This is a genomic window from Desulfamplus magnetovallimortis (assembly GCF_900170035.1).
GTDB classification, from domain to species: Bacteria; Desulfobacterota; Desulfobacteria; order Desulfobacterales; family Desulfobacteraceae; genus Desulfamplus; species Desulfamplus magnetovallimortis.
In genome coordinates, this window is sequence record NZ_LT828540.1 from 311,197 (window position 1) to 317,196 (window position 6,000).

The window sequence follows — 6,000 nt, forward strand, 5'->3', positions numbered from 1 at the left end:
AGTTCTATATAACACAAACTTGATACTATTCAAGCTTTTATGGATTTCACAATCAAACATTAATAATTTGCCATCCTTCATTTGCCGGTTTACACTTTTTAAGGTTCTTTAGGCATTTCATGCTTCGTGTGGCAGATGGATCTGACTGACATGTACGTTATAAAAAACTCATTGCGTGCAGTTACCGCTTCAACTATTCAGTTACCGCTTCAACTATTCAAATGCCTGATATGGTGCATCAGGTGCAAGCTCTTCAAATCGTGTGTATGCACCAAGAAAAGCCATGTGAGCAGTTCCCACTGAACCGTTTCTGTTCTTGGCCACAATGATTTCAGCTTTTCCCCTGCTTGGGTTGTCTTCATTTTTGTTATATACCTCATCACGATAGATGAAGGAGACAATGTCTGCATCCTGTTCAAGGGCTCCTGATTCTCGAAGATCGGATAGAAGTGGGCGTTTTTCCGAGCGTTGTTCCAGCATTCGGTTCAACTGGGATAGTGCAATGACAGGGATATTAAGCTCCTTTGCAAGTGACTTTAATGAACGTGAAATTTCAGCAATTTCAAGGTCACGCCTGTCTGACTTAAAGGGAGCTTTCATTAGCTGAAGATAATCTATTATAATCAGGCCAAGTCCTTTATCCATTTTAAGGCGTCGGGTTTTTGCCCTTATCTCCATGGGTGTTATATTTGGAGTGTCGTCAATGAAAATAGGTATCTCGTTTAGAAGCCCCGCTGCATTGGTTACGTTCTGAAAATCATCAACACTTATAAAACCACTCTTAAGACGGGTGGAGTCAATGCGTGCTTCAGAAGTCAAAAGTCTCATGGAGAGCTGTTCCTGGGACATCTCAAGGGAAAAAATTGCCACAGGTACACGCTCTTCAACTGCAACATTACGGGCAATATTAAGGGCAAAAGCTGTTTTTCCCATACTTGGTCGGGCTGCAAGGATAATAAGGTCAGATTTTTGAAGCCCCGATGTTAAAGCATCAAGTTGAGCATAGCCTGTTGTCAGACCCAGAAGGCCACCTTTTTTTCCCTGGCGATCTTCCAGCATGTCAATATTGATATTGATAAGATCAGAGAGACTGGAAAATGATTTGGTGTTTTTTGATTCAGAAATTCTGAACACAGCATTTTCTGCAAAGCTTATTATATCTTCAAAATCTCCCCTGTCTTTCATGCAGCGTTCAACAATTGCCGATGCACTTTGAATCAGGGATCTTAAAGATGATTTGCCCTTGATGATTTTTGCATAATGAACAGCGTTAACAGCCATTGGGGCTGCATCTGCAATTGCAGCAAGAAAAGCTGAACCGCCAATATCTTCCAGCTCTTCTTTTTCTTTAAGGCGTGTGGCAACAGTTACAAGATCAACAGGTTCATCCCTGGAAAAAAGCTCAGCTATGGACTTGAATATCTTTTCGTGGGATTTTTTATAAAAATCCTCTGGCTTTAGAATCTCAAGAACATCAATGAGTGTATCATTATCAATTAAAACCGCACTGATAATTGCCTCTTCAGCATCTATATCATGGGGTGGAACTTTTTCTAAGAGAGGGTCCATAATTTTTTTGGGGAGGGAAGAAGGCATATTGTCACCGTATATCATAAAATAAAAAAAATAACCCCGCTGAAAGCTTAATATAGCAGTAGCGGGGTAATAATAATCAATTGGTCATAAGTGAAATCAACTGATAAGTGAAATCAACTGATAAGTGAAATCAACTGATCAAAAGTAAACTTAATTAATCAATAGTCAAGCCAATTAATCAATAGACAAGTCAATTAGTCAAAGTTGAATCAGGCAGTTTTTTCTTCCGGAACTACCTTTACAGTGATTTCAGGTTCAACATCTTTGTAAAGGCGGACAGGAACCTTATACTCTCCAGCAAGTTTGATTGGTTCAGCAAGCAGGATGGAGCGTCTTTCAATGGTTACATTCTGAGCATCAAGGGCTGCCTTGATGTCATGCGTTGTCACTGAGCCGTAAAGGCGAACTTCTTCAAACACCTTTGCCTTGATGGTGCATTCGATATTTTTAACCTTTTCAGCCATTTCCTGGGCAAGTTTTTTCTCTTTTGCAATTTGAAGTTCAAATTTAAGACGTGCCTGTTCAATGATCTTTCGGTTCTGTGGAGTTGCCTCTATAGCTTTTCCCTGGGGGAAAAGATAATTTCTGGCATATCCTGGAGCGACATTACATTCACTTCCAACAATGCCTAATGTGTCTATTGTTTCTTTTAAAATAACTTTCATATTAACCTCCGAAAAAGGTTCAACCTGAAAATATCAGATTTGAATTATATCGTATTCAGTGTGAGCAGATTTTAATTTTTTCATTCATGGTCGGTCATGACTTCTATTTTTCTGAAGTTAAGCCATGTATCAAAAAAGCCTATTCCAACAATCAGCAGGATAAATATCTGCTGTATGGCTATAATGGTGTATATAAACAACCTTAGTACCGGAGGGAATCCCTTTTTTTCAAAGATAAATGACATTATGGCAATTCCCTGAAAAAAATAGACAGGCATTAATATTAGAATGCAGTTAAGTGCTGCTATTTTTACGCCTGTCCAGGGAAGCATCAGAAGTACACCACATATAATGGCACTCCAGACAAGTTTTTCAGGAGCTTTCCACCGGTTAAGATTCTCAAGTGTTTTAAGATATATACCTTTTCTGTTCAAAATGCGTTTAATAAAAAGGATATTTATCCATGTAATAAACGTGAGCATTGTTATCATAAGGGCTGGAACAAGCCTGACCAGAACATATTTAATGGTATCAATGGATCTGTCAATCAGTTCAATGTTTTCCTGGGGTATTCCTATATCCTGATATATGGAGAGGGTTAACTTGAGATTAGCCGCAACATAGGATGTTACCATTTCCAGAACACTGCTTCCCGCTGAACCTGCATATATAAAAAACAGAAATGCAGATAGAAAAACAGTTGAAAAAACAGTGAAAAAAAGAGACTTTTCAATTGAAAGATGCTGTTCAAGAGATTCCCCAAGCACAAGGCCTATCATAATAAGGGCAGCATAGAACAGAATATCAATTGAAAGTCCGCCAATAACCATTACTGTTACAAGAAGTACTCCGGAAGCAATTATAATTCCGGGCAATCTTCCAAGCTTCAGCCTGTAATAGAGTACAGGCATCGGCAGAATCACTGCCATAAAAAACCCCAGCACAGGAGCAAATAAAGTCACAAATATTATAATTGATGAGAAAACAACACCTGAAATCACATCTTTGAATAATTTTGCTCTGTTATCCTGCCGGGTCAAATTCAATTTAACTCCACTGAAATTATTTTGTCATTAGTTTCTTAATATAAAATATTAGTGCCTTTCAGACAAGAGTGTTGGAAAAGCCTCTTTGGTTCTGCCTTGATCAGGTCAGAAAAAGTTCTGACTTGTAGAAATCAGGTAGGGTTCTGCCCCGTTCAGGTCAGGTAAAAGCACTGTTGCATATTTGAAAAACTGTTTTAGCTCAGTTTGCCTACATATGGCAGAAGAGCAATAGTTCTTGCCTGTTTGATGGCATTTGACAAAGCTCTCTGATGTTTGGCGCAGGTGCCTGTAATTCTTCTTGGAATTATTTTTCCTCTCTCAGTGATGAATGATCTGAGGTTTTTAGAATCTTTGTAATCAATTTCAAGTGTTGAATCGGCACAGAACCGGCATACTTTACGGCGTTGATAGAATCTTTTTTTAGTATTTCTTTTCTGAAAGGCCATGTTATTCTTCCTCCTCTACATCATCAGCATCTTCATCTTCATCGTCATCATAGTCTTTGTCGGAAGCGTCAGAAGAATCATCATCATCTGATTGCCTTGATGTTATCTTGTCTTCCGGGCCTGACGCAATTTCATCCTCAAGATCTTTTACATTTACACTTTTTTCAAGAAGAATGGTCATGAATTTCATGATGCCTTCATCAAGACGGAAATTACGCTCAAGCTCATTGACAACACTTCCTGAGCCTCCATAAGTCATGCAGATGTAGTGACCACGGCTTTTTTTCTTTATTTCGTAAGCCAGCTTTCTGTTACCCCAATCTTCAAATTTTACAAGCAGACCACCTTCCTGGGCCAGCAGATTTGTAAATTTTTGAAAAAGTTTTTTTCTTGCGCCTTCCTGCAGGTCAGGATCGGCAATAAAAATAGTTTCATACCTTCTCATACTCGTCTCCTTGCGGATAATATAGCCCTGACTTTTTCATAAATCAGAGCAAGGATTAAAAATGCCTCCGGTTATGCTTTGAGCAGCCAAACCTTTTCATGGTCGAATTTTTATCGACAACACCTATGAATTTTTATCGACCCCCCTATTATTAAAAACATAATGGGTAATTTTCATGGTATAGCCACAGATATTGTTCTTTTAATGAACAGTGTCAATGGAGGCTGTATTACAAATCAGCGACAATATCATTTTAACTTAATTTTGGTCAAGATTTTTTTATGGCTGCGTACCAAAAGAACTTAGTGCCCTTCGGGCGGGCTTTTTCATAACCTCTTGCTTTTGCAGGTGATATACTTTTTATATCATATGAAAGATACCTACTAACTGATGATAAAGGATTTAAGCAATGAAATCTCCTCAGCCCACAGGGAATCATCAGGGGTCTCAAGTATAAGTGGTATATTGTCAAAACGGTTATCTTCCATTAATCTTCTGAAAAGGTCAATACCGATGCTTCCTTTTCCAATACTTTCGTGACGATCAACCCGTGAGGCAAAATCTTTTTTAGAGTCATTAAGATGAACGCCTTTTAGGTAATTAAAACCGATTATTCTGTCAAAATCACTCCATGTCTTTTCATATCCTGCCTCTGATTTAAGATCATAACCTGCTGAAAAAGCGTGGCAGGTATCAACACAAACTCCGACTCTGCTTTTATCTTCAATCTGGTCAATAATTTCAGCAATTTGTTCAAAACGATATCCAATGTTGGTTCCCTGGCCGGCAGTATTTTCAATAACAAGGGAGACAGGTCTGTCGAAATTATCTCCTGAAGTTTTGCTGATGGCAATATTAAGTGATTGTGCAACAGTGGCAAGGCATCTTTTTTCGGAATCTGAACTTTCAAAAATATTATCAGAAAGGTCCTGTTGAGTTTTATCTTTTGAATCTGAAATCTTTGCCTGTTTACCTTTTTTTTATCAAGATGACTGCCTGGATGAAAATTAAGTGTTGTTAAGCCAAGTTGTCCGCATCTTGTAAGCTCATCAATGAAAGCTTTTCTTGATTTTTCAAGGGGAGCATTTTCCGGATGTCCAAGATTAATGAGATAGCTGTCATGGGCAAGGATTTGTTCTGCTGAAAAACCATTCTCAGAGCAGTTTCTTTTGAATGCAAATATGACACTTTCCTTTAAAGGCGGAGCATCCCACTGGCGCTGATTTTTTGTAAAAAGAGCAAATGCAGTTGCTCCAATTTTTATGGCATTTAAAGGGGAATTATGGACACCGCCGGCAGCGCTGACATGGGCTCCTATGAATTTCATTTTTTATTTCTCCTTCACTTTTCCTTCATAATTGTTTTTACCGTAAAAATGACTATCATTATTATATTTGGGGGAGATTGATACACAATCATGCCCGTTTACCGTGAAAACACATTTGATTTTTCGGGGGCTTGATTTTATTTTCGGCCATTATTTTTCTTGATATATATTAATGGCTGTTATATTTCATGCATATTGATAGAAAGTTAAATTCTGAAATTATTAATGAGCCCGTTGATTTAGGAATGAGTCTGAAATAACTTTCCCAAACTCCCCCTCGCAAGTCTATGAGAGGGTGCTGGGGTGTGAGGTAAATGGACAAGTTTTATATGAAAGTCTCGGTAACAGCCTGTTTTTAAAATGACTTTCATCTTTTCGATTGTGGCGGGCATCAGCCATGTACGTTTATATGAAAGTCTCGGTAACAGCCTGTTTTTAAAATGACTTTCATCTTTTCGATTGTGGCGGGCATCAG

6 protein-coding genes and 1 pseudogene are annotated in these 6,000 nt (G+C 38.3%); all 7 read right to left on the reverse strand.

Annotated elements, in window-relative coordinates:
• Positions 1-213: 213 nt before the first annotated feature.
• Positions 214-1,596: a replicative DNA helicase gene (gene dnaB, locus MTBBW1_RS01280; RefSeq protein ID WP_080798032.1), complete on the reverse strand. Its 1,383-nt coding sequence runs from the start codon at positions 1,594-1,596 to the stop codon at positions 214-216.
• A 209-nt stretch (positions 1,597-1,805) separates the two neighbouring features.
• Positions 1,806-2,261: a 50S ribosomal protein L9 gene (rplI, locus tag MTBBW1_RS01285; protein WP_080798036.1), complete on the reverse strand. Its 456-nt coding sequence runs from the start codon at positions 2,259-2,261 to the stop codon at positions 1,806-1,808.
• An 80-nt stretch (positions 2,262-2,341) separates the two neighbouring features.
• On the reverse strand, positions 2,342-3,307 hold the full coding sequence (locus MTBBW1_RS01290; protein WP_080798040.1) for a DUF2232 domain-containing protein: 966 nt from the start codon (positions 3,305-3,307) through the stop codon (positions 2,342-2,344).
• Positions 3,308-3,501: 194 nt separating this feature from the next.
• Positions 3,502-3,753 (reverse strand): 30S ribosomal protein S18, encoded by a 252-nt coding sequence (rpsR, locus tag MTBBW1_RS01295; RefSeq protein WP_080798042.1) that lies wholly within the window; start codon positions 3,751-3,753, stop codon positions 3,502-3,504.
• A 1-nt stretch (position 3,754) separates the two neighbouring features.
• Entirely contained in the window at positions 3,755-4,198 is a 444-nt protein-coding gene (gene rpsF / locus MTBBW1_RS01300; protein ID WP_080798045.1) for a 30S ribosomal protein S6, read from the reverse strand.
• Between the two features lie 383 nt (positions 4,199-4,581).
• Entirely contained in the window at positions 4,582-5,157 is a 576-nt protein-coding gene (locus MTBBW1_RS29345; RefSeq protein ID WP_342743878.1) for a deoxyribonuclease IV, read from the reverse strand.
• 74 nt (positions 5,158-5,231) lie between these two features.
• Positions 5,232-5,525, reverse strand: a pseudogene (locus MTBBW1_RS29350) (TIM barrel protein); the annotation flags it as partial.
• Positions 5,526-6,000: the final 475 nt, after the last annotated feature.